Origin of the sequence: Pseudomonas sp. GM21 (genome assembly GCF_000282215.1) — a bacterium.
Classification (GTDB): domain Bacteria; phylum Pseudomonadota; class Gammaproteobacteria; order Pseudomonadales; family Pseudomonadaceae; genus Aquipseudomonas.
In genome coordinates, this window is sequence record NZ_AKJS01000119.1 from 25,138 (window position 1) to 48,119 (window position 22,982).

Genomic DNA, 22,982 nt, shown 5'->3' on the forward strand with positions numbered 1-22,982 from the left:
CTTGTGCGTGGGGGAAATCAATGTGTACAGCGCGCTAGAACGTCACCCCCGACACCAGCACGATGTTGCAGTACGGCGCACATTCTCCGGTACGAACAATCGCGCGCGCCTGGCGGCTGAGGACCTTGAACTCATCATGGCTGAGCAACGTGCGCGTACCCAGCACGCCTTCGATGTTCAGTTCGTCCAGAACGCTCAACGCCGGCGGCTGCTTGCCCAGAATCTCCTGGGCCAGCACATGGCTTTCGACCTGCATTTCGCTGAGCACAACCTTCAAGGTACTGATGAAGTCTGGAATTCCTTGGGTCAGCGCCAGATCAATCAGCTCGACGCCTGGCGGCACCGGCAAACCGGCATCGCCGATGACGACCATGTCGCCGTGACCCAGCGAGGCGATCAGCCGCGATAACGCGACATTGAGCAGCGGTGTTTTTTTCATGGGGTTTTAGACGCCTGTACGTCGGACAAGGTGGGAATCGAGGGTTGCGCGCCAGCCTGGGTGACCGACAGTGCCGCGGCGACCTGCCCGAACCGGATCGCTTCGGCTTCGCTGCTGCCGGCGGCCAATGCGGCAGCAAAACCACCGACGAAGGTATCCCCGGCGGCCGTGGTGTCGACGGCGTTGACCTTCGGTGCCGGGAAATGCTCCAGGCGTGTGCCGTCGGCGAACAGCGAACCCCCCGCGCCCAAAGTGATAATCACTTTGCTCGCGCCCATGGCGATCAGTCGGGTCGCGGCGGTTTCTGCCGATTCCAGGGAATCTACCGGCAACCCCGTCAGGACTGAGGCTTCACTCTCGTTGGGGATCAGGTAATCGATGGCGGCAAACCAGTCCGCCGGCAATGGACGACTGGCGGGTGCCGGATTGAGAATGACGGTCTTGCCCAGTTCACGACCTCGTTTGAGGGCATGGCCAACCGTAGCGTCCGGCACTTCCAGCTGACAGATGATCACATCCGCCGTCTGTAATACGGCATCAAAACGGTCGATGACTTGCGGCGTCAGTGCACCATTGGCACCCGCAACGATGACGATGGCGTTCTGACTGTTGTCATCGACCACGATCAACGCCACGCCGCTGGAGTCATCAACGGTGCTGACTGCCTGACAATCGATCTGTTCAGCCAACAGCGCCCCGCGCAATTGCGCGCCATAGGCATCGCTGCCCACACACCCGATCATTGACACATCGGCACCCAACCGGGCCGCGGCGACGGCTTGATTAGCTCCCTTGCCACCAGAAACCGTGGCAAACGACTCACCGATCAGCGTTTCACCGCCACGCGGCAGCCTCGGAGCCCGGGTTACCAGGTCCATGTTCAGACTGCCTATCACCACTACTTTTGCTGGCATACATTACTACTCGTCAATTCTGTTTCAACGAAACTGGGCGAACACACCGGCGAGCGGCGCAGTCGACTCCCGCAGGACAATACTGGGCGTGACAATTCGCTGCTCGGTGGCCATACCCGGTGTGGCAATCCTGCGCAAAAGCACTTCAGCCGCCATCTCACCGAGCTGCAGGATCGACTGCCCCACCGTGGTCAGCGCCGGGTAGACATAACGGCTCATCTGGATATCGTCGAAACCGATCACCGACAGCTCGGACGGTACTCGTACATTGCGTTCGGCAGCCGCGCGCAACACACCGATGCCGATCATGTCGTTGCCGGCGAAGATCGCGCTGGGCGCATTCTTCTCCAGCAAAATCGCGGCCGCGTTGTATCCACCGGTGCTGGTGAAGTCGCTTTCCAGCATGCGTTCGCTATTCACTTCGATGCCTGCCTCTTGCAAGGCACGGCAATAACCGGCCAGACGCATTTGCGCCACGCTTGTACCCGCCGGACCGCCGATGGTGGCGATGTCCCGATGCCCCAACTCCAGCAGATGCCGAGTGGCCAGATACGCGCCATATTCATGATCGATGCGTACCAGATCAACATTGACGCCCTCCAGCCCGCGGTCGACGATGACCATCGGCGTGCGCACTCCGGCGAGGCCTTCCGCCAGCCCCGCATCGCCACCAGCCGATGCAACGATCAGACCGTCGATGCGTTTTTCGAGCAACACGCGAAGGTAACTGCGCTGCTTGTCCGGGTTGTCATCGGAATTGCAGAGGATCACACAGTACCCCTTGCGCTCGCAGTAATCCTCGATGCCTCGCGCCAATTCGGCGAAGTACGGGTTGAGGCTGTTAGGCACCAGTAAACCGATGGTAGCGGTGGTTTTGGCTTTCAACGAACGGGCGACGGCGCTCGGCACGTAATCCAGGGTTTTGATCGCTGCTTCGACTTTGAGCCGCACCTCTTCACTGACCGGTCGGGTCTTGTTCACCACATGGGACACCGTGGTATAGGAAATCCCCGCGAGTGCGGCTACATCCTTGATCGTTGCCATGATTCAGGTCCGCCGGCTTGCGCGCTGACTGCGATAGGTATCCAGCACCACCGCCACAACGATCACCGCGCCGGTGATGATACGTTTGGTGGGTTCGGTCGCGCCGATTTGCGCCAGACCGGCCGCCAACACTGAAATGATCAAAACCCCGAAGAACGTGCTGATCACCGAACCACGGCCTCCCATCAAACTGGTACCGCCGATGACCACGGCTGCGATGACCTGCAACTCCAGCCCGGAACCGGCATTCGGATCTGCCGCCTCCAGTCGCGAAATCTGAAACAACGCGGCAATACCGGCCAACAGGCCCATCAGACTGAACACCAGAATCTTGTAGGGCTTTGGATTGATCCCCGCCAGACGCACCGCCTCCTCATTGGTGCCGATGCCGATCAGGTAGCGACCGAACACCGTACGGGTCAGTACGGTCTGGGCGGTGAAGATAATCAGTAAGGCGATGATGAACGACGGCGAGATTCCGAAGGCAATCGGGTTGGACAGCCAGGCGAAGGCGTCACCGATGTAGGCCGTGCGCGATCCGGTCATTTGATACGCCACGCCCCGGGCCATTTCCAGCACACCCAGGGACACGATGAACGAAGGAATCCGCCAGGCCACGGTGATCGAACCGGTGATGGTTCCGGCCAGAGCTGCCGCCGCCATGCCGAGCAGTGCTGCCGGCAGCACGCTCCAGCCCCAGCCGAGAATGGCCACGCTGACCGTGGATGCCGCCAGCGCCAACACCGAGCCGACCGACAGGTCGATGCCACCAATGATCAACACGAAGGTCATGCCGACCGCCAGCACCATCAAATCGGGAATCTGGTTGGCCAGGGTGCTGAACGTGTCGTATGACAGAAAGTGGCTGCTCAATACCGAGAACAGCGCAATCATCGCCAGCAAGGCACCGGCCAGGCCCAGGTAGGTGCCAAGGCCGTAGAAATTGCCACTACGTTTGCCGGCAAAAGTTGCAGTTTTCATGGAAGGTCCCCAGGCGCTGCTTCATTGAGCAACGCATCACGTTTTTGGTAGCCGGCAAATGCGGCGGCAAGCAAATCATCCTGAGTCCAGCTGCCGCGCTCGAACGTATCGATCAGGCGCCCCGCCGACAGCACCCCGATCCGGTCGCAGATCAGCATCAGCTCGCGAAGATCACTGGACACCACCACCAGCGCTTTACCTTGGTGGGTCAGCTCACCGAGCAACGCATAGATGTCGAATTTGGCGCCGACATCGATGCCACGGGTTGGCTCGTCAAACAACATCACCGAGCAATCGCGCTCAAGCCAGCGGCCGATCACGACCTTCTGCTGATTGCCACCCGAGAGTTCGGAAACCAACTGTGTCGGACTTGAACTGCGGATGCGCATGGCGTCGATCTGACGCTGGGCCAACGCCATCTCGTCGCCGTTATTGACGAAACCGCTATTGGAAATCACCGGCATGTTGCCCAAGGCAATGTTGGCGCTGATCGATTGGCTCAACAGCAAGCCTTCGCCCTTGCGGTCTTCCGTGATCAGGGCGATGCCGTGACTCACCGCATCGGCTGGCGAACGAATACTCACCACCTGAGCCGGCGACCCCAGCGCTACCGTGCCGCTGTCGGCGCTGTCAGCACCGAAAATCAGACGCAGCAACTCGGTGCGCCCTGCCCCGATCAATCCGGATATCCCGTAGATTTCACCGGCGCGAACCTCGAAAGACACATCGCGAACCTTTTCGGCGCGGGTCAGGCCTTTGACCGTCAACGCTGGAGCGCCGATCTTGCGCGGCCCCATGTCCATGTGCTCGCCAAGCTCACGACCGACCATCAAGGTCACCAGTTGCTCGCTGTTGTAATTGGCCATCGGCTCGACGCAGACCAGGTTGCCATCGCGTAAAACGGCAATGCGCTGGGCGACCCGCGCCAGCTCTTCCAGGCGGTGGGAAATGTAGATGATCGCCACGCCGCGAGCCCGCAAGCGCGTGATCTGTTCGAACAGCATCTCGACTTCGCGCGCGGTGAGCATCGCGGTGGGTTCGTCGAGGATCAGCACATGGCAGTCGCCGATCAGATTGCGGGCAATCTCGACCATTTGCTGGTGACCAATGCCGAGGTCGCCGACCAGGGTGTCCGGATCAATGGCATCGAGGCCGACCTGGGCCATGGCCTCGATCGCCGCCTTGCGCAACTGCTTGCGGCTGATCCAGCCGCCGTTGCTGGGCAAATTGTCGAGAAACAGGTTCTCCGCCACCGACAGGGTCGGCAACAGATTGAGCTCTTGCATCACCATGCGGATGCCCAGCTCTTCGGCCTGCGTGCGGCTACCGGGGCGGTAGTCCTGACCCTGGAATTGCATCTGGCCGGTGGTTGGCGTCACCAGCCCGCCAATGATCTTCGACAGCGTGCTTTTACCGGCGCCATTCTCGCCGGTCAGCGCTAGCACTTCGCCGGGAATCAGCGTCAGATTGATACCGGCCAGGACGGGTTGAGCATAAGTCTTGCCGATGTCGCAGACCGTCAGGACAGCGTTCGGGGGGCAAACGGACATAAAACTCTCCATGTGCTCGCCCGGACGGACGAGCACCAGTGTGTCGCCAGAAGGCTTACTGGGTAACCAGTTCTACCGGGGTTTCGATCACACCGTTGGTGCCGCTGTCGACCTTCTCGCCCTTGATGATTTTCAGCGCAGTCTCGATACCGAACACGGCTTGTTTGGCTGCAAATTGGTCGGCGGTAGCCAGAACGCGGCCATCCTTGAGCATTGGCTTGATGGCATTGATGTTGTCGTACCCGACCACTTGCACCTTGCCGGCCTTACCCGCTGCACGCACGGCGGAAACGACACCGACGGCCATGCTGTCGTTACCGGCCAGCAAGGCTTTGACATCCGGGTATTCGCTGAGGATAGAGGCGGCAACTTTGTTGCCCTTGTCGATTTCCCAGTCACCCGACTGCACCGAAACGACCTTGATCTGCGCCGCTTCCATCGCATCCTTGAAACCCGCGGTACGGGCCTGGGCGTTGGTCGTGGTGGACACGCCTTCAATGATGCCGACTTCGTCGCCAGCCTTCAGCTGCCTGGCCAGGTACTCACCGACCAGACGCGCGCCTTTACGGTTATCCGGACCTACGAACGGCACTGTAATGTTCTTGCTTTTGACGACGGCCGGATCCAGTTGATTGTCGATGTTGATCACGGTGATGCCGGCATCGATGGCTTTCTTGATCACCGGAACCATGGCCTTGGAATCCGCCGGTGCGATGACCAGTGCATTGACCTTGGCCAGGATCATTTGCTCGACGATGCGTGTCTGGCCAGCGGTATCCGTTTCGTCCTTGATTCCGTTGGAGATCAGCTCGAACTCGCCGGAATGGTCTTTCTGGTATGCCTTGGCGCCATCTTCCATGGTCAGGAAGAACTCATTGGCCAGGGATTTCATGACCAGCGCGACTTTGGGTTTTTCAGGAGATTCGGCGAAGGCCGATGAAACAGGCAGCGTGGCGGATACGGCAGCCAGCATAGCGACAGCAAGAAGACGTCCAGCGAATGGCAGCTTCATGGGTTCACTCCGATCTTATGATTATTGTGAGCAATACTTGCGCTGGAGTAACGCCTGGACTCCGATCGTCGGTGCTTCAGGTCACCTACAGGGTCGCGCAAACGTTTGCGTAGTTCGAACTATGCGAACTCGGCCGGGAATTGTCAACGACCGGTATTGTGATCGCCCGGGATTTTTTTAGCATCGCTTCTTGATCTCGCCAGGCGACCTTTTCGACACAAGTCGTAGGAGTTTTCGGAGAGCCGAACGTAGAGGCTCAACTTATTCGGAAACCCGGACACCATCAGGTTTTACTTAGACGAGATTCACGAGATATTTCTTTTAAATCAATAAGTTAAATGTTTTTACTCATTCAGCGGATGACTGGTACAGATCCTGCTCTTCACCTACACCCACGGTGTTCAGAGCTGCCGGGGGCGTATCTAGATGAACTTGCATCAGCACCGTCTGACTACTAGAGAGAAAATAATGAAATCTGCCTTCAACACTTTCATTCCGGGCGCTTTGGCCCTCCTGCTATTGCTGCCTACTGCCCTACAAGCCAAAGAAGTCGAAACCCAACAGAAACTGGCGAACGTGGTCATCCTGGCCACTGGCGGCACCATCGCCGGTGCAGGCGCGAGCGCCGCCAACAGCGCGACGTATCAAGCGGCAAAAGTGGGTATCGAGCAATTGATTGCCGGCGTTCCAGAACTCAGCCAACTGGCCAACGTTCGCGGCGAGCAGGTCATGCAGATCGCCTCGGAAAGCATCACCAATGACAACCTGCTGCAACTGGGTCGTCGCGTGGCGGAACTGGCCGACAGCAATGACGTCGATGGCATCGTGATCACCCACGGCACCGACACCCTGGAAGAAACCGCCTACTTCCTGAACCTGGTGGAAAAGACCGACAAGCCAATCATCGTCGTCGGCTCCATGCGCCCAGGCACCGCGATGTCGGCAGACGGCATGCTGAACCTGTACAACGCCGTCGCCGTCGCCAGCAGCAAAGAGGCTCGCGGCAAAGGCGTCCTGGTGACCATGAACGACGAGATTCAGTCCGGTCGTGATGTCAGCAAGATGATCAACATTTATCTGTAAGCGGTCCATCATCGTACTTTTGTTGACAGAGTATCCGGCTTTTTCTAGGCTCAAGGAAAGAGAGGGGGGTTCAGATGAAAATCTTCCGAGTAGAAAATATTCACTGGTCCGGTGGATTAATTAGAAGTTACGTAATTCTCAGATCAGCCAAAGTAGATAATGACTCAATTGTCATCCCTCCGTCACTTCATCTTCTAAAATTGGCTAAGCACGGAATTAGTGAAAACTCCATCAAGGCCGCCGCAAGTGACTTAAAGCTATTTTTTCAGACATTAGAGCGCTTCAATGTATCCTGGAAAGATATTACAGACAATCAAATGTCTGGTTACTTGGAAAACATACTTCAATCCGAGTCCAGACTTTCTGTAATATCTATCGAGCGACATATTTCAACCCTCAGAAAATTCTACTATGATGCCGAAAGAAACGGGCTTCTAACGTCGACCAAACACTTCACCTTCGATTATTACCGACAAGAACCAGTCAAAGATCAAAGTCATCCGTCTGATCTGCTCATAGACATATCTGCGCAGGTCGCTGCTGTTGAACGTAATACCCGCCAGGTGAGTGGCGTAAGCGTTACGTAAGTCGTTGGTCGTAAATTGGCGTAGGTGCCCCTGCTGAAACAGGTCGTAGAGACGCCCGTCGAAGATGAATGAATCGGGTTTCATGCAGGCACCTGGAAGGGAAATTCGCGGAACGATCAAAATGCGGATTATAGTCCGTGGCCGATTCATCCGCAAACGCAAGATAGTGCCGCCTCAGTGGAGACCGAGGCGGATATGCATCAGCTTGCAAAGGCGTTGGGCGAAAGAATACGGACACAACGGAAAGCCAAAGGCTTTTCCCAAGATGCGTTGGCGCACTCCTGCACTGTCGATCGTAGCTATATGGGGCGCATTGAGCGCGGCGAAGTGAATATCACCGTAGAGAAGCTATATCGCATAGCCAACGTCCTGGATTGCGAGCCTCAGTACCTCTTGCCTGAAACGCTTTCTCTCCACGAGTTGGATTCTGATCTGGCGGCAAGCGACTGAACCCAAATTAACCGGCACTAATTGACCAGAATTGACAAATTACTGATTCAAATGCGCAGCGTCACTTAACAAGCGCCGGCATGGTCCCTATCCAGCTCGCGAACCTGCCCATGAATTTTCACTTCGAATGGAATTCTTTTCATTATGAATGGAATCAGCCAGCGTCTCGCGGGAACGTCAAACGCCTGCGTGGGTACCGTGCGGGAATGAACGCTCAATAAGTACTGATTTTCAAATATGCCGTTTACAGTGAATGTTGAAACCCTGGCGACGTTTTGCGTTGTAGAACATCTCGATAACATTTCAGGCAGAGAAATGCCTACGAAACCCGAGGCGATTCAACCAAAAACATCTTTTCTAATAGACTTTCCAACTGCAGCAGCTCTTCTGTCGTAAGGCTCGCAGTGAATTCATTCATCTTAGCAATTTCCCTCGTCGGCAAAATCGAACTCAGAGTCTCCCCTGTATGTGTCAGCAACAGGCGAACCTGACGTCGGTCTTGAGCGTCCAGGTTACGAACGATCAAGCCTTGCGCTCAAGGCGATCCAACATTCGAGTCATAGAGGCGCTATGGATGGCTAAGTGTCGGCATAACGCGACCGCGGTGTCATCCCCGCGGTGAATAACCTGAGTACTTTGAGTTGCGCGGCGGTTATGCCTAGAGGAAGTAGCTGCCTATCCAATAACCGATTTTTCAGTGCGGCAGCCCGTCCAAGCAATATCCCAAGCTGGACTGACTCAAAACCCGCGGCAGAGCAGTTACCCATGTATTCGCCCTCGCTTCATGACCAGACAAGGTTGGTGTCAACTCTCAGTGCCTGCGCGATCGCCAGTAGAGCGGCCTGCACACCGCTCCGTTGCCGACGTCCTCGGCGAGCCTAGGGCACCAAAATCTTCTGAATGGCAGGACCGACAATCCTGACCAGTTCTTCCGGTTCCGCGGCAACCAAAGTGGGCACTCCGATGATTCTCCGGCCGACGACCAGGCCGACGAGCAACGAGGCGGCAAGGCCAGACCGGAGCATGGCTTCAGGATCGGGATGTTCACTGGTGCCCGTCAGCAATCGGGATTGGATGAAGCCGCGTAGCTGCTCGCGAGCCTGGTCATTGACGAACGCTCCCCGGAGCGTCGCCATCAGGGGCTCGGATTCCTCGGCTATGCCCTCCCACCCAGCGAGAAAAGCGCGGACCACCCGTTCGCCCAAGTCTTCGTCTGGTCCCTCATAGAGCGCGTCGAACCGTTCCAGCGCGGTCGCCGGGATAGCCATCACAGCGGCAAAAAGTTCGTCCTTGGAGCGGAAGAACTGCATCACCTGAGCCACATCCACGCCAGCATCCGCCGCCACCAGGCGGATGGTGGTGCCGGCAAATCCGTCACTGGCGAAGCGCGCCCGAGCGGCGTCAAGCACCACCTGGCGCGTGCTGTTGGGTCCTGGCCGGCGTCCACGGCGCGGCGTGGAAGGGGTTTCTTTACTCATGGTCACATCCTGTTATTTCTACGCATCGCACATATCAACACGTGTTGAATTATTTCGTCGACCGCCGTACCTTACTGGAATCGGTCCCGTAATCAAGAACAAATATAAGGAGTTCGCATGACTGACTGCCAGAAGATGTTCGTGCCGTCCTACCCGCTACCAGCGGGCAGAACCGGCCTTTTCACTGCATTTGAGCCAGGTACCCGAACACTGAAGGCAGGCTTTCAAGTTGCGCCGCCATTCCGGCCACTGCCTGTCGACATCGTCTTCGAGAAGGACGTGGCCGTGACCTTGCGCGACGGCGTGACCATCTACGTCGACGTCTTCCGTCCCGCCGGCACTGAGAAAGTGCCCGTGATCGTAGCGTGGAGCCCCTATGGCAAGGGCCAGGGCACGTCCATGAGCGTGATGGGCGTCTTCGGTTTGGTCGGACTGAGCAATTCAGTCGTCTCCGGTCTCGCCAAGTTCGAGGCGCCGGACCCGGCGTACTGGTGTGCCCACGGCTATGCGATCTGTAACCCCGACATCCGTGGCGTGGTGGACTCTGAAGGCGACAGCGTGTTGTGGGATCGCCAGGAAGGCCGCGACTGCCATGACCTGATCGAATGGCTGGCCGAACAGTCCTGGTGCACCGGCAAGGTCGGTATGAGCGGCACATCCTACCTCGCCGTTTCGCAATGGTTCACCGCGGCCGAGCAGCCTAAACACCTGGCAGCGATCAACCCTTGGGAAGGCGTCAGTGATGTCTACCGCGATCTGGTGATGCGCGGCGGCATGCCTGACACCGGCTTCACCCGCCTGCTTCAGGAAGGCAGCTTTTTCGGCAAGAACCAGAAAGAAGACGTCTTGTCCGAGGCGCAGCGCTACCCGCTGATGAACGAACTGTGGGCCAACAAGATTCCCGAATTCGAGCGCATCAAGGTGCCAGCCTTTGTGGTCGCCAGTTATTCCAACACGCTGCATACCGCGGGCACTTTCCGCGCCTGGCGGCGCCTGGCATCGCCAGACAAATGGCTGCGCATCCACAACAGCCAGGAATGGCCGGACTACTACGACGAAGCCAACGTGGAAGATCTGCGCCGTTTTTTCGACCGCTACCTCAAGGACCTCGACAATGGCTGGGAAGCCACGCCCCGCGTGCGCTACGCGGTTCATGACTTTCAGGGTGGCGACCAAGTCAATGTGCCTGCAGATGCTTTCCCGCCGAAGGAAGCGATCTCCACCAAGCTGTACCTCGACGGCGCCGCACGCATTCTCGGCCCTGTCGCACCCACCAACGAGGTGCCTGCGGTGTATGACGTCGGCGTCAACCCCGATGTCGTTTCCTTCATCACGCGCTTCGATAAGGAAACGGTGATGGTGGGCTATCCCAAGGCGCATCTCTGGGTCGAGGCACGGGGTGCCGATGACATGGACCTGTTCGTGCTGATCCAGAAACTCGATAAATACGGATCCCCCTTGCAGCAGTTCACCGCGGCGAACCAGAGCGCCAGGGTGCATGACCTCACCGATCACGGTGCCACTGTCCTGCGCTACAAAGGTTCGGATGGACGCTTGCGGGTGTCGACTCGTCATCTCGACGACAGCTTGACCACTGACGATGTCCCCGCCCACAGCTTCGACCGCGTGGAGAAGCTTGCGCCTGGCGAAGTTGTGAACATCGAAATCGACCTGCTCCCCATCGGTATGGCGTTCCACCCGGGTGAACAACTGCGCTTCATCATCAGCTCGCGCAACCTCTCGGGAACGCTGATGCCTGGCATTGCCGAATACTTTGGCGCCAACAGCGGGCAGCACGTGATTCACACCGGCGGACAGTACGCCTCTTACCTGCAACTGCCGATTATGGCGGATTAACAGAGCCCAGGGCCCAGCCCGGCGGCAGATTGATAGACCGACTCGGCGCCGCTTGCAGCTGCGAACGCGCCGAGCCGACCCATGCTTACGATTCAGGACATATCCATGAACAAATCTCCAGCACACTCCCTCAGCCCTGTTTTGACCGGTGTTTTTGCCGGCCCGATTGCCGGGCTGAAATACCAGACGCCGACACTTTCCGGTGTGACCACGGACAAGGGCGAATTCCAGTACCGGGCTGATGAGGCCATTACCTTTTTGATCGGTGGCATCGTTTTGGGCGCCATAGAGGCCGCGCCGCGCTTGAACCTGGCGCAACTCGCCAACCGCGTGGACGGCAAGATCGACAAGCTGCTGGACCCGTCGGTAACCAACCTGGCGCGATTCGTCCATACCTTGGATCAGGAAGGCAGCATCGAGTCGGGGGTGAAGATTGCACCCGTGGTGCATGAACTCATCGGCTCGGCACCGATCAACTTCAGCCCGCCTGTGATGCCGATGGGCCAAGGCGGCGCGGGCGACTTTGCCAACGATCCCACCCTCCTCCTGATTCTCAAAAGTCTGAACACCACACCCGGTGTGTTCACCGCGAAAACGCCACGCACTTTGTGCGATGCCGCCACCAGCCGTAACGAGTTGCGGCGCAATATCCGCGGCATCATCAAGATGACGGATGTGCGCATTCCACTACGCGATGGCTCCTACGTCTGCGCCGACGTCTTCCGTCCGGCTGACCCGGGCCAATACCCGGTGGTGATGAGCAAGGGTTTCTACGGCAAGAGCTTTTATCACGACTGCATTTGCAACGACGCCGACGCCGTGCGCAAGGAGGAAATGGAGGATCGCTATTTCTCCGGCAATCCGGATGGCGCCCAGTATGAAAACCACGAGACCGTAGACACTTCGGTTTGGGTGCCGGAAGGCTATGTGTGTATCCGCGTCGACGCGCGTGGCGTGTGCAAGAGCCCGGGCCTGCAGGCGCCTTTCAGCGTGCAGGAAGCCGAGGACTACCACGACGCCATTGAATGGGCAGGCACTCAAGCCTGGTCCAACGGCAATGTCGGTCTGTGGGGCATGTCTTACCTGGCCATGGCCCAGCACAGCGTGGCCAGCCTGCAGCCCTCGCACCTCAAGGCGATGATTGCGCAAGGCACCGATGCCGACATCTACAACGAAGCGCTGTACGGAGGCGGCATCTTCGGTGCCGGTTTCTGGAATTGGTGGCATAAGGTCTGGTCCGGTAATAACCACTGCGGTGACCGTCCTGAAACTCCCTGGATGGCCCGCGTATTGGCCACCCCGTTCAACGATCCCGAGGCCTATGGCCCACGCGGCAGCATTTTCATGATCCCGGACATGAGCAAGGCCACGGCTCCGGTGTGGATCGTCGGCCCGCAGGTGGGCGCCATAATCCATCAATTGGGAAGCAGCGAAACCTACATCCGTTCCACCGCTTCCAAGGCGCGCAAGTTCGACTTCACCGATGCCTGGTTCCCGGGCTCCTACAGCAACAAGTCGATCGCCGAACACATGCGCTACTTCGACTACTGGCTCAAGGGCATCGATAACGGTGTGCAGGACGAGGCCCTGGTGCGGGTACAGGTTCGCACCGGCAACGGCGCCCACTTCGTCCTGCATGAAAACGAATGGCCGATTGCGCGCACCAAATACCGCCGCTGGTACCTTGATGCCCGGCCTTCGGACTGGCAAAACGATGAGCGCCGCCCGGACATGCTGCGCATCAGCGAAACCTTGCCGGCCGAGCAAGGCAGCGCCGGGTATGATGCCCATCTCGATCTCGGTACTCCCACTCTTGCGCCCGCGGGCTCCAGTGACGGCACGCCGCGCTGGTCGACGGGTATCTCCTTTGTCAGTGAGCCGATGAACGAAGACATGGTGCTCGCCGGCTACATGAAGGTCGGCCTGTGGGTGGAATCGACCAGTGCGGACATGGATGTCTTTGTGTCCCTGCGCGTCTTGGACGAGCAAGACCGGGAGATACGCTACGAATCCGTGGTGCTTCCGGTGGACCCGGTGCACATTCACCCGGTGGGCCATGGCCTGTTGAAAGTGTCGCGGCGCCAGCTCGATGCCGAACGCTCGACCGAATACTGGCCGGTGCATACCCATCTGGAGAAGGACTGCGCCCCACTGCAGAAGGGAGAAATCGTGCCGGTCGAAGTCGGGCTCAACCCCAGCACCGCGATGATCCGCAAAGGCTGCCGCCTACTGGTGGATATCCAGCCCTACGCGCCAGCGGGGGTACCGGTTCGTGCCTATGACAAGAGCTATCACGTCGATGCCGTGAACCGGATCTACACCGGGCCGGAGCACCCCAGCTACCTGCAACTGCCTATCGTTCCCTAGACGAGTCCATCGGCAACGATGGTGTCCACCTTACAATGAGATGGACACCCGCGGCTCAACCAGTGCCAGTCGCACCGCTGTTGCCCGGCAACAGCGTGTGCTGGATCGCCGGCGCGAGCATCGCCACCAGGGTCTCCCTGTCTGCCGCGGCCAGCACCGGCACGCCTATGATCAGTCGCCCGGTCACCAGCCCCACAAGCATGGATAACGCCAGCCCCGCCCGCAGGCGCGCGTCCGGCCCAAGGGATTCACTGCCCCCCGTCATCAACCTGGACTCGATGTAGTCCCGCAGATGTTGACGCGCCTGCTCGTTGACCATCGCATTCCTGAGCATTGCCATGAGCGGCTCCGACTCCTCGGGCGCCCCCTCCCACGCCTGCAGAAAAGCGCGAACGACCCGCTCTCCCAACTGGTTGTCCGTGCCCTCGAAAACTGCGCCCAGCTTTTCCAGGGCCGACTCCGGGATATTCATCACCGCCGCAAACAGCTCGTCTTTCGAGCGAAAAAACTGCATCACCATGGACACGTCAACGCCGGCATCGGCTGCCACGCGCCGCATCGTGGTCGCCGCAAATCCATCGCTGGCGAAACGGGCACGCGCAGCATCCAGCACTGCCTGCCGACTGCTGCCCGAGCCTTTACGCCGCCCCGTCCTGATTTCCCGGGTTGCCGCGGAGCCTGGTTCTTCTGTGTTTTTCATGGCACCGACGCTTCCTGTTCTTCGTTGTTTTGCGATGGATAAAGGTTACACCGAATAACTCAACACGTGTTGAGTTTATAATTTTTAAGACCTACACTCGCCTCGCTGCACTGAGCAGGACCAAGATCTGCACCACAAGAGGACCTCTTCATGAGCGATACCCCGCAGACGTTTACTCACGCCCATCCGCTGCCGGTTGAAAACACCGGCAAGAAATTTAGCACGCTGCAAACAGGCATTTTTTCCGGGCCGGTGGCTGGCCTCAGATATCAGACCCCTACCCTCAGTGGGCTGACGAACGAAAAGGGTGAGTTCCATTACCGCAAAGGCGAACGGATTGCCTTCCTGGTCGGAAACACATCAGTCGGCTCTGCAATCGGCGCACCCCGCATCAACCTCGCAGAAATTGTCAGTCGCGTGGACGGCAACATCCACAAGCTGCTCGACGCGGGGCTGACCAACATTGCACGCTTGCTGTGCTCGCTTGACCGCGATGGCAACCTGGACGGCGGCATCTGGATCGACCCCGCAGCCCACGAAGTCATTGGCCAATACCGCATCAATTTGCGCCACGACATCTCTTTTGCCGGCCTTGCCCTGGATCCCGTCCTCGAGTTCGAGCAAGACCCCTTGATCGCCACCCTGCTCGCCGAGCTTTCGGCAGCCGGGGTCTTCACCGATCGCACACCTCGCCAGCTCTGTCATGCGGCGACTGCACGCAACGAAGTGCGGCGCAATATCCTCGGCATTCAGCGTTTCAAGGACGTCAAAATCCCCCTGCAAAACGGTCTGCACGTGTACGCCGATGTGTTCCGCCCGGCCAGGGAGGGCAAGTTCCCCGTCATCATGAACTGCGGTCCCTATGGCCGCGCGTTCTACCATCACTCGATCGCGGACGATGCCGGCTTCGATGCCCATGAAGAGATGGAGGAACGCTACTTCCACGGCAATCCTGAAGGGCAAGTATTCGAGAACCACGAAACCGCCAACACCGTGGATTGGGTGCCCCACGACTACGTGCTGGTGCGTGTCGATGGCCCGGGCTCAGGCAAGAACCCGGGAACACTCGCGCCATTTGGCATTGAGACCGCCGAAGCGTTTCGCGATGCAATTGACTGGGCGGGTGTGCAACCCTGGTCCAACGGCAACGTCGGGCTGTGGGGCATGTCGTACTACGCCATGAGCCAACACGCCGCGGCAAGCCTTGAACCGCGGCATCTGAAAGCCATGATCGCCATCGGCACCGATGTTGATCTGTACGATGAGGTTGCCTATACCGGCGGCATCCTCAACGAAGAGTTTTTCAGCCACTGGTACAAGGCCGGCGTGCTGGCGGCCGTGTGCGGTGAACCCAATGCCGTCGACTTCATCGGGATGCTCAAAGACGCCACGTTCAGGGACTCCGACACCAACGTGGCGTTCGGTCCAAGATCGACGATCCTGATGAGTCCTGACATGAGCAAGGTCAAGGTGCCGCTCTGGGCCATTGCCTGCACAACCCACATGGCGCACTTCCATCAACTGGGCAGCAGCGAGGCTTATCTCGCTACGGACACGGTGTCGAAAAAGATCGACTTCTGGGAAGACTGGTTCACCAAGGCCTATTCGCGAACCGCTATCGCCGATCACCGGGCGTTTTTCGACCATTGGTTGAAAGGCGTTGACAACGGCATCATGGACGCGCCGCCGGTACGCCTGGAGATCCGCAGCGGCAATGGTGCCTCCTGGATTCAGGAAGAACAGGAATGGCCGATTGCAAGGACGACCTACCCTCGATGGTACTTCGACGCCAGGCCATCGGGCTGGCAGGGCGACGAGTATCGCGATGACTTCCTGCGCCTGTCGCTGACACCGCCGACTGTCGATGGCCAGGCGGATTACTCTGCAGAAATCCCGTTGGCGCTGCGCACGGGCATGCCGCCCTGCTTCCTGCCCGTCAAGCCGCCATCGGTCCTGGAAATCTGGAAAACCGGCATTTCGTTCATCAGTGATCCGATGACAGAGGACATGGTGTTCGCCGGTTATGGCAAGGCCAGGCTGTGGGTGTCCTCCACCAGTGAGGACATGGACATCTATGTCAGCCTGCGGGTACTCGATGAGACCGGCCGCGAGGTCGATTACGCCGGCCCGACCACCATGGGCATGAACGTGCCCAACTACCCGCTGGCCAAGGGCTGGCTGAAGGCGTCGCACCGCAGGATCGATACAACGCGCTCGACCCCATACACGGTCAAGCACACCCACCTCAAAGCCGACTACGCACCGCTTGAAAACAACGAAGTGGTGCCGGTTGAAATCGAGATCATTCCCAACACAGCGTTGATCCGCAAGGGCTACCGCCTGCGCGTGGATATCCAGCCCTTCGACGGCGTCGACCACGGCCCCCGCCACGGCTATGACAGCGACTACCACGACGGCGCACGAAACACGATCTACACCGGGCCCCATCGCGCGGGCTTTATCCAGCTGCCCATCGTGCCGGCGAAGGGCGGGTAACACTGCCCGGTCTCACTTGAGCAAAACCGAACATTGATCCGATAGCCCATCGCGTCGTTCAGCAAGAAGCCGCGAGTCGAAAGCCCCAAGTCCAATAACAATGAGTACAGGAGATAAACATGACCCTTGAAGAACTTGCCGCGCGCACCGAAATCCACGATGTCCTGCTGCGCTACTGCCGTGGCCTGGACCGAATCGACATGTCACTGGTACGCGGCGCCTTCCACAAGGATGCCTACATCCATTTTCCGGAAAGCCTGCACGTAGGAGGGGCTGAGGGATTCTTTCAGTTCCTGACTGACGAAATGCCACGATTCGACCGCACCCAGCATTTCCTCGGCAACAGCCTGGTGGAATTCGATGGCCCCGAGATCGCCTATGTCGAAACCTACCTGCAAGCTGATCACGCCGCCTCGGAGCGGCATCACTGGAAAGGCGATACGGTTAAATTGTGGGCGCGGTACTTTGACCGATTTGAACGTCGCGACGATGTCTGGCTGATCGCCGAGCGTCGTCTGATGGTCGACTTGATGTACCGCTATCCGAGGGGCAACTGGTTTGACGACCATCCGGATGCTTCCGGCAGCCCGCGTGACGGGACTGATCGGGTACTGCGCAAGGTAGCCGGTTTTTCCGGCAATCCGATGGCAGATAAATCACTCGCAGACGCCTGACCGCGACCGCCAGGGGGGCGACGCCCCTCTGGACCCCTTTTTCATTGCAGCCTGCGAACGGCCTGCTGGTTGCCTGACTGAAAACTGCCCAGCAGCTTGATGTGCTCCTGGGTGACCTGTTGGATTGCGCTGATCGCCGTCAACATCAGTTCTGAAGGCGTCGACCGCGTCGGCTGCACCAGCAGGAGCTCCAGCGTCAAGCCGGCACCGGAAAAGGGGTTGAGCCTGAAGTCCCGCTCCGATGGGTCTGCACTGAAGTCGTGAACGAATAGCAGACCGGGAAGAATCGCCATCCACTCGCTTTGCCTGATCAGGTCGAGCGTGGCCAGCACAGCGTCGAGCTGATAACAAGGGCCCGGCCCTGAAAGCGCGTCCAGCTGCGAACCGATCCACTGCGCATACTCGCGACTGTCAGGTGCCAGCAACTTGAAGCCCGTCAGCTCGTCGAGTTCAATGAACTCGCCATGCTCGAAGCCACTGCCATGGGTCATTGACGAGACCAGAAACGCTGGTGTGGCGGCAAACACGGTCGTGGCCAGATCCACTGGTGGCTGCGAAATCGAGGGAATGATTGCAAAGTCGAGTTCGCCGGCCCGGACCATGTCGATCAGCATGTTGCTGGGTGCGTCGATCACAGCGATAGAGGCGTTGGGGTTTTGCGACATCAGGCGCAGATAGGCCGGCGCGAGCTGATAGGTCGCCAGTGTCGGCGTTACCCCGAACCGGACTTCGCCGGCGAGGCCCTGCTCAAAGCTTTCCAGCGCCAGCACGGCTTTTGAATTGGCCGCCAGTACTTCCAGGCAATGCTGGTAAAACAAGGTGCCCGCCTCGGTAGGCTCCACACCTTTCTGCCGATCGAACAGCTGCACGCCGAGCATCTCTTCGATCTGCTTCACATGCTGGGAAATGCCAGACTGAGTAGCGAACTCACGTGTCGCGGCTGCGGTGAACGATCGTGTCTCGTACACCGCCACGAACATTTGCATCTCCCGCAGACCGGGCAGCGAGTCATTCATGGCGCGATATCTCATTGAAGGCGGACGACGGGTCGACGCCTGACGGCTGTTCGCCATGGGCGATACGAATCGGGATCGCGTTGATATCCTCGGTGGCCTTTCTCAAAAGCTCGATGAAGATCTCGGCAACCACTGACAAGGGCTTGCGCGCAGGCTCCACCAGCAGCAGATCGTCCCAGAGAATCGGATCGGACAGCGGGTTGAGCGTGAAGCGTCGACGCCGCAAATCATCGGCAATGAATATTCCGGAAATGATCGCCGACCAGTGGCTGGAACGCACCAGATCCATGGCACCCAGCATGGACTCGAACCAGTTGAGCCGTTGTACGACCTCAACCTTGTGATCGATCAGGTACTGTTCCAGCAGCGGCCGTCGTCCGATGGGCAGAACCAGGTGCAAGTCCTTGATGTCGCTTAGGCGAACTGGCTCGCAGTGCGGCAAGCCAGAATTTGGTGAGGAAACAAGGAACGCTGGTGTTCTTGTGAACAACGAGGTGCTCAACCCGAGAGCGCCACCACCTTCGTATGACATTCGCTGCGTGATGGCGAAATCCAGCATTCCCCGGCGTACCGCGGTCGCAATCACGCTGCCGGCACCTTCGGTAAGCTGCACGGAAACTTTGGGGTAAGCCGCTTCGAAAGCCTGGAGAGCCCGGCTGAACACCGAGCGGGTCATTGTTGGAATCATGCCTATGCGAAGTGAGCCGCCCGACGGCTCTGCGCGGTGGCCGACGGCGTTGCAGGCGCTTTCATGCAGACGCAGCAACTGCACACATTGCTGGTAATAGGCATGGCCAGCTGGAGTGGGAATAATCGCGCGGTCCCGGGCAAAAAGCCGCACGCCCAATTGAGTCTCCAGCTGCCGCACATGCGCAGACACGCCGGACTGCCCCAACCCTTCGCGGCTGGCGGCTACGGTGAATGAGCCTTCCTCGTACACGGCAACAAACATGCGGATGTGCATCAACTTCGGGAGCATCATGCGCTGGATCGTCTCTTATTATTTCTTACTGAGCGGAATCAGCGATTTATAGAAGGTTCGTACTCTATCCATATCGGGAATGGCTTGCCAGCCCTACACAGTGCGCCGAGCTGGATAGAGGTAGACGGCCTAGACCTCGGTGTCCGAACGCATGAAACGGACAGCTCAAGTGGAGACGGGAGGTGTAGAACCTGTGCTGCCCCTTGCGCCTCCCGGGGCCGGAAAATGGCGCGGCAGGCTACTTTTCGTTTAACTGGTTTTCATCATGCCGCCATCGACGGCGAGCAACTGACCGGTCATGAACTGCGCGTCCTCACTGGTCAGAAACAGGATCGGCCCGACGATATCATGCGGCACTGCCATTCTATTAAAAGCCTGTTGATTGACAACTTTATCGCGTACCACATCGGGTAAATGACTGGTGCCCGGTGTCGCGGTCAGTGCTGGCGCGAGGGCATTGACGGTAATAAAGTCCTTGCCCAAGTCGTTGGCAAGCCCTCGGGTAAATCCGATGATGCCCATCTTGCTTGCCATGTAATGGCTGACACCTACGGCGTTGGTGACGATCGATGTCGAAGAGACATTGACGATACGGCCCCAATGATTCTCTCGCATCATCGGCACGAAGACTTTCGCGCTTAAAAACATGCTGTCCAGATTAATTTCAAACGTCCGCCGCCAGGTTTTGTAGTCCATGTCATCGAAATGCACATTGGGGTAGATCCCGGCATTGTTCACCAGGATGTCGCAGCGACCATATTCCTGCTTCACGACCGCGCCAGCAGCGATCCAGTCTTGTTCGTTACTGACATCACAATGAATGGCGATGGCCTTGCCACCGGCCTTCTCGATCATATCGCAGGTCTGCGAAAGATCGGCAATATCCAGCAGCGCCAACACGGCACCGCGCTGCGCGAGTTGAACCGCCAGTTCCTGGCCAATGCCTTTTGCGGCACCGGAAATTACGGCGACGCGATTTTTATGGGTGTGCATAGCTTCTTCACCTCTAGCGTCTACAGATTCGTGTGAAAAGTCCCGCGTGTAACTGCTCATGCCTCAGATCTCCAGATGATGCTGGACATTCCACCATCTACCGCGACGTCAGTGCCGGTGATGTAGGACGCTCGGTTGGATGCAAGAAACAGAGCGGTTTCGACAATCTCTTCCGCTCGGGCCGGCCGGCCAAGTGCCGCATGCCGCCACAGTGGTCGCGCTGACGGTAAGCCATACTCATCCAGTAGTGGAGAGGGAAGCGCGTCCGGATTGGCAATCAGCCCTGGACTGATACTCACCGAACGAATGCCATGGGGTGCGCCTTCGGCGGCAAGCATGCGTGTAAGCGCCAGTACCCCTGCGTTAGCCACGCCATGCGCAACGGCAGGAAAGCCGAAAGCTCGAGATGGCCGGCAATCGATGCCACGTTAACTACCACACCTTTTTTCTGTGTCAGCATCTGCGGCCAAACCGCGCGAGCGGCCACATAGGCGATCGTCAGCTCATTGCGAATCGTGTAGTTCCAATGCTCAATCGAGGCGTTTGCGAAAGGCGCAATGCTGACGCCCGCGGCGTTGTTATAAAGGACATCGATTCGCCCCCAGCGCGATATGGCTTCATTCACCCATCGCTGCGCATCCATAGGGTTGGCCAGATCGAGAGGCTCCAGCGAAAAAATCTCACCACCCTCCTCCCTCACCAGCCTGCAGGTTTCTTCAGATCGCTGGATTGCAATATCGCAGCCGAGCACCCTCGCGCCTTCCCTGGCAAACATCTGGGCAGCTATTCGCCCCATACGCCCGCCGGTTCCGGAAATCAGCACTACCTTGTCTTTGAACTCGGCCATCGCAGCGATCCTGTACCTGTAGAAACTACACTTTCAAAGGCGCGCCGAATCTCGTTCGGCGCTAACCCGATCAGCCACCAAAGCGCGATTCCGGTAGCCCTTTCACCCCCAGGCCACGGATGGCGAACAGACTGCCGCGCATCTGGTTGTCACCCGGATAGCGCGGCAACGGCGGCTTGGCCATGGAGGTGACAAACAGCGTATCCAGGTCCGGCCCGCCGAAGTTGACGCTAGTGACCTTTTTCACCGGCATCTCGATGACGCGATCCAGGCTGCCGTCAGGCGCGAAGCGGCACAGCTTGCCCGCGTAGACCTGGGCGTTCCAGAGGAACCCTTCGGCGTCGACCGTCGAGCCGTCGGTCGCAGTCGTCGGGGTGAAACCTGCTTTGGTAAAGGTGCGACGGTTGGCGATCGTGCCGGTCTCCAGGTCATAGTCATACGCCCAGATTTCACCCGAGAAGGTGTCCGAGAAATAGAACGTCGACCCGTCCGGACTCCAGCACGGCCCATTGGAAATCGCAAAGCCCGAGTCGAGTGTGTGCACCGACAAGTCGGGATCGACGCGAAACAGGGTACCGTCGGCAAAACCCTCGCGGGTGTCCATGCTGCCGACGATAAAGCGCCCACGGGCATCGACCTTGCCATCGTTCAGGCGGTTGTGCGGTTTGTCAGCCTCGGGGTTGACGATCAACTGCGTCTCGCCCGTGTCGAAGTCGAGGAAGTGAAACCCCGAGCCCAGCGAAACGATTGCCCCGCCATCGCGACGCAGCGCCATGGACCCGATGGTGTCGGGCATTTCCCACGTACGAACCTCGCGGCCGTCAGCGGTACAGCGAAAGACGCGACCGCCGACCACGTCGATCCAGTACAAGCGCTGCTCCTGCACGTCCCATACAGGACCCTCGCCGATGGTCGTCTTTACATCGACCAGAACTTCGATCTGCATGTTATCTCCTGGAATCTATTGAACTGGAATGAGGCAATCCGCAGCTGAACCGCAACGTTGAAGCAGACCTTGCTCAGGCCTTTGGCGGCTCGGCAATGGTGATGAACACGCCGTAGGGATCCTTGAAGCTGAACCAGGTCATCGTAAGATTCCCGCCAGGTTTGCGGATGATGATGTCTTTCGGCTCACAAACGACTTCGACACCTTCATAGGCACTGATCTTTTCAAATGCCTCACGGGTGTTTTCAACAAGCAGCGCCAGACGGGTAATGCCCACCTGGTTCATTAGCTCGTAAGGACCATCACCGACGATGGTGGCGGGCTTGGTGTATTCGATCAGATTGATTTCAGTGGCGTGTTTTGCATCTGCGCCTGCCGTGAGGATGTGGTGCGCATAGATACTGATTTCATCTTCGGCAAAACCCAGCAGAGGCCCGTCCGCTTCGTCGGTCCTTGTTTCAAAGGTGGACACGAAGCCCAGCACATCACGGTAAAACTTCAGCGCCTGATCGACGTCCGGAACGGTGATGCAAACATGAAGAAGTTTTTTTACTAATGCGCTCATA

The 22,982-nt window shown here is 58.4% G+C and carries 21 protein-coding genes and 2 pseudogenes; 7 read left to right on the forward strand and 16 right to left on the reverse strand.

Annotated elements, in window-relative coordinates; all coding sequences use genetic code 11:
• Positions 1-34: 34 nt before the first annotated feature.
• The 6 genes from rbsD to PMI22_RS08860 are packed head-to-tail and all read right to left on the reverse strand — an operon-like array spanning position 35 to position 5,940.
• Complete coding sequence (rbsD, locus tag PMI22_RS08885; RefSeq protein WP_007947330.1) at positions 35-439, reverse strand: D-ribose pyranase; 405 nt, start codon at positions 437-439, stop codon at positions 35-37.
• Positions 436-1,353 carry a ribokinase gene (gene rbsK, locus PMI22_RS08880; protein ID WP_007947331.1) on the reverse strand — a complete coding sequence of 306 codons (918 nt, stop codon included), beginning with the start codon at positions 1,351-1,353 and terminating at the stop codon, positions 436-438. Before rbsK ends, rbsD begins: the two co-directional genes overlap by 4 nt.
• Positions 1,354-1,377: 24 nt before the next feature.
• Positions 1,378-2,397 (reverse strand): LacI family DNA-binding transcriptional regulator, encoded by a 1,020-nt coding sequence (locus tag PMI22_RS08875; RefSeq protein ID WP_007947332.1) that lies wholly within the window; start codon positions 2,395-2,397, stop codon positions 1,378-1,380.
• Between the two features lie 3 nt (positions 2,398-2,400).
• Positions 2,401-3,378, reverse strand: a complete 978-nt coding sequence (locus PMI22_RS08870; protein WP_007947333.1) for an ABC transporter permease — start codon at positions 3,376-3,378, stop codon at positions 2,401-2,403.
• Complete coding sequence (locus PMI22_RS08865) at positions 3,375-4,928, reverse strand: sugar ABC transporter ATP-binding protein (RefSeq protein ID WP_007947334.1); 1,554 nt, start codon at positions 4,926-4,928, stop codon at positions 3,375-3,377. Before PMI22_RS08865 ends, PMI22_RS08870 begins: the two co-directional genes overlap by 4 nt.
• A 55-nt stretch (positions 4,929-4,983) precedes the next feature.
• Complete coding sequence (locus PMI22_RS08860; protein ID WP_007947335.1) at positions 4,984-5,940, reverse strand: sugar ABC transporter substrate-binding protein; 957 nt, start codon at positions 5,938-5,940, stop codon at positions 4,984-4,986.
• 468 nt (positions 5,941-6,408) lie between these two features.
• On the opposite strand from PMI22_RS08860, the pseudogene PMI22_RS08855 reads away from it, so the two are divergent.
• From PMI22_RS08855 to PMI22_RS08850, 3 genes and pseudogenes are all read left to right on the forward strand, one after another.
• Positions 6,409-7,014, forward strand: a pseudogene (locus tag PMI22_RS08855) (asparaginase domain-containing protein); the annotation flags it as partial.
• 83 nt (positions 7,015-7,097) lie between these two features.
• A complete protein-coding gene (locus PMI22_RS30715) occupies positions 7,098-7,610 on the forward strand; it encodes a site-specific integrase (RefSeq protein WP_007947337.1) in 513 nt (170 codons plus the stop codon).
• A 195-nt stretch (positions 7,611-7,805) separates the two neighbouring features.
• Positions 7,806-8,060: a helix-turn-helix domain-containing protein gene (locus PMI22_RS08850; RefSeq protein ID WP_007947339.1), complete on the forward strand. Its 255-nt coding sequence runs from the start codon at positions 7,806-7,808 to the stop codon at positions 8,058-8,060.
• Positions 8,061-8,379: 319 nt separating this feature from the next.
• Here the strand turns inward: PMI22_RS08850 and PMI22_RS32090 are convergent.
• Positions 8,380-8,827: pseudogene (locus tag PMI22_RS32090) on the reverse strand (MarR family winged helix-turn-helix transcriptional regulator).
• A gap of 111 nt (positions 8,828-8,938) precedes the next feature.
• Positions 8,939-9,538, reverse strand: a complete 600-nt coding sequence (locus PMI22_RS08845; protein WP_007947341.1) for a TetR/AcrR family transcriptional regulator — start codon at positions 9,536-9,538, stop codon at positions 8,939-8,941.
• A gap of 117 nt (positions 9,539-9,655) precedes the next feature.
• On the opposite strand from PMI22_RS08845, the gene PMI22_RS08840 reads away from it, so the two are divergent.
• Together PMI22_RS08840 and PMI22_RS08835 are read left to right on the forward strand one after the other, a co-directional pair.
• Positions 9,656-11,395: a CocE/NonD family hydrolase gene (locus PMI22_RS08840; RefSeq protein WP_007947342.1), complete on the forward strand. Its 1,740-nt coding sequence runs from the start codon at positions 9,656-9,658 to the stop codon at positions 11,393-11,395.
• Between the two features lie 105 nt (positions 11,396-11,500).
• Complete coding sequence (locus PMI22_RS08835; protein WP_007947343.1) at positions 11,501-13,762, forward strand: CocE/NonD family hydrolase; 2,262 nt, start codon at positions 11,501-11,503, stop codon at positions 13,760-13,762.
• Positions 13,763-13,817: 55 nt separating this feature from the next.
• Here PMI22_RS08835 and PMI22_RS08830 read toward each other — a convergent pair whose 3' ends face one another.
• Positions 13,818-14,462, reverse strand: coding sequence for a TetR/AcrR family transcriptional regulator (locus PMI22_RS08830; RefSeq protein WP_007947344.1), 645 nt, complete (start codon positions 14,460-14,462; stop codon positions 13,818-13,820).
• Between the two features lie 150 nt (positions 14,463-14,612).
• Between PMI22_RS08830 and PMI22_RS08825 the strand changes: the two genes are divergently transcribed.
• A complete protein-coding gene (locus PMI22_RS08825; protein ID WP_007947346.1) occupies positions 14,613-16,958 on the forward strand; it encodes a CocE/NonD family hydrolase in 2,346 nt (781 codons plus the stop codon).
• A 119-nt stretch (positions 16,959-17,077) separates the two neighbouring features.
• The gene (locus PMI22_RS08820; protein WP_007947347.1) at positions 17,078-17,632 is read left to right on the forward strand and encodes a nuclear transport factor 2 family protein; all 555 of its coding nucleotides are present in this window, start codon (positions 17,078-17,080) and stop codon (positions 17,630-17,632) included.
• A 41-nt stretch (positions 17,633-17,673) separates the two neighbouring features.
• Here the strand turns inward: PMI22_RS08820 and PMI22_RS08815 are convergent, their stop codons facing one another.
• From PMI22_RS08815 to PMI22_RS08795, 7 genes are all read right to left on the reverse strand, one after another.
• Entirely contained in the window at positions 17,674-18,648 is a 975-nt protein-coding gene (locus PMI22_RS08815; protein ID WP_007947348.1) for a LysR family transcriptional regulator, read from the reverse strand.
• On the reverse strand, positions 18,641-19,630 hold the full coding sequence (locus PMI22_RS08810) for a LysR family transcriptional regulator (protein WP_007947349.1): 990 nt from the start codon (positions 19,628-19,630) through the stop codon (positions 18,641-18,643). Before PMI22_RS08810 ends, PMI22_RS08815 begins: the two co-directional genes overlap by 8 nt.
• Before the next feature lie 249 nt (positions 19,631-19,879).
• Entirely contained in the window at positions 19,880-20,683 is an 804-nt protein-coding gene (locus PMI22_RS08805; RefSeq protein WP_238543970.1) for an SDR family NAD(P)-dependent oxidoreductase, read from the reverse strand.
• Entirely contained in the window at positions 20,680-20,961 is a 282-nt protein-coding gene (locus PMI22_RS32530; protein WP_081502812.1) for an SDR family oxidoreductase, read from the reverse strand. The genes PMI22_RS08805 and PMI22_RS32530 overlap by 4 nt, the downstream gene beginning before the upstream one ends.
• Positions 20,919-21,470, reverse strand: coding sequence for an SDR family NAD(P)-dependent oxidoreductase (locus PMI22_RS0129605; protein WP_007947351.1), 552 nt, complete (start codon positions 21,468-21,470; stop codon positions 20,919-20,921). Before PMI22_RS0129605 ends, PMI22_RS32530 begins: the two co-directional genes overlap by 43 nt.
• 70 nt (positions 21,471-21,540) lie before the next feature.
• Entirely contained in the window at positions 21,541-22,416 is an 876-nt protein-coding gene (locus tag PMI22_RS08800; RefSeq protein ID WP_007947352.1) for an SMP-30/gluconolactonase/LRE family protein, read from the reverse strand.
• Between the two features lie 73 nt (positions 22,417-22,489).
• Positions 22,490-22,981: a VOC family protein gene (locus PMI22_RS08795; protein WP_007947353.1), complete on the reverse strand. Its 492-nt coding sequence runs from the start codon at positions 22,979-22,981 to the stop codon at positions 22,490-22,492.
• Position 22,982 lies beyond the last annotated feature (1 nt).